Origin of the sequence: Flavobacterium sp. HJJ, from assembly GCF_015351475.1 — a bacterium.
GTDB classification, from domain to species: Bacteria; Bacteroidota; Bacteroidia; order Flavobacteriales; family Flavobacteriaceae; genus Flavobacterium; species Flavobacterium marginilacus.
The window spans coordinates 1-614 of the sequence record NZ_JADKPR010000081.1 but is presented as its reverse complement, the minus strand read 5'-3'; the positions used below and the strand labels follow the sequence as shown (position 1 = coordinate 614).

The following is a 614-nucleotide window of genomic DNA, read 5'->3' as shown; positions in this document are numbered from 1 at the left end:
ACGTTATAGGGCATTTTAAAAAAAACTATAGTGAAAATAAGAAATACAATTTTCGGAATTACATTACTCCTTTTAACTTCTTGTGGACAAGGACAAATAAAAACACCTGAAAAAGCAATGACAAAATTTGAAGAATTTAAAAGCAAAGAAAAATTCATAGAAGACTCTAAAATATTTTATTCTGGAATTGCTGACCCAAAACTTAAACCTATTTTAACCGAAAAGTTAAATCTTGCAGTTGACGACTTTAAAAAAATTGCAGAAACTGGAAACGGAACTGACGAAGATTATCAAAATGCTATTAAAAACGGACTTGACAGATTTTCGGATGTATACATAAACCTTGACACAGAAGACCGCGAAAGAGTTTGTGGTTATTTTGAAGAAATAATGGATATTGTTGGACTTGAAAGCTCTGGCGGACATTTGAATAATTTTATGTATGGGTTTGACCCGACGAAAAAATAACGGTTAAAAAAACGCCCTATAACAGCCGTTTGGCGAGATTGGGGTTTTAGGCTTAATTTGAATTTAGTTTTGTATTTGGAAGATTTGTGCATAATGGAAAAATTACGCATCTTTATTCCCCAACCTCGCCAAGCGCCAGAACGTTA

Annotated in this window: 1 protein-coding gene; it reads left to right on the top strand. The window is 33.1% G+C overall.

The genetic code is table 11. From position 1 onward, the window contains the following. The first annotated feature begins 30 nt into the window (after window positions 1-30). On the top strand, window positions 31-468 hold the full coding sequence (locus IRZ80_RS20820; RefSeq protein WP_317174801.1) for a DUF4844 domain-containing protein: 438 nt from the start codon (window positions 31-33) through the stop codon (window positions 466-468). Window positions 469-614: the final 146 nt, after the last annotated feature.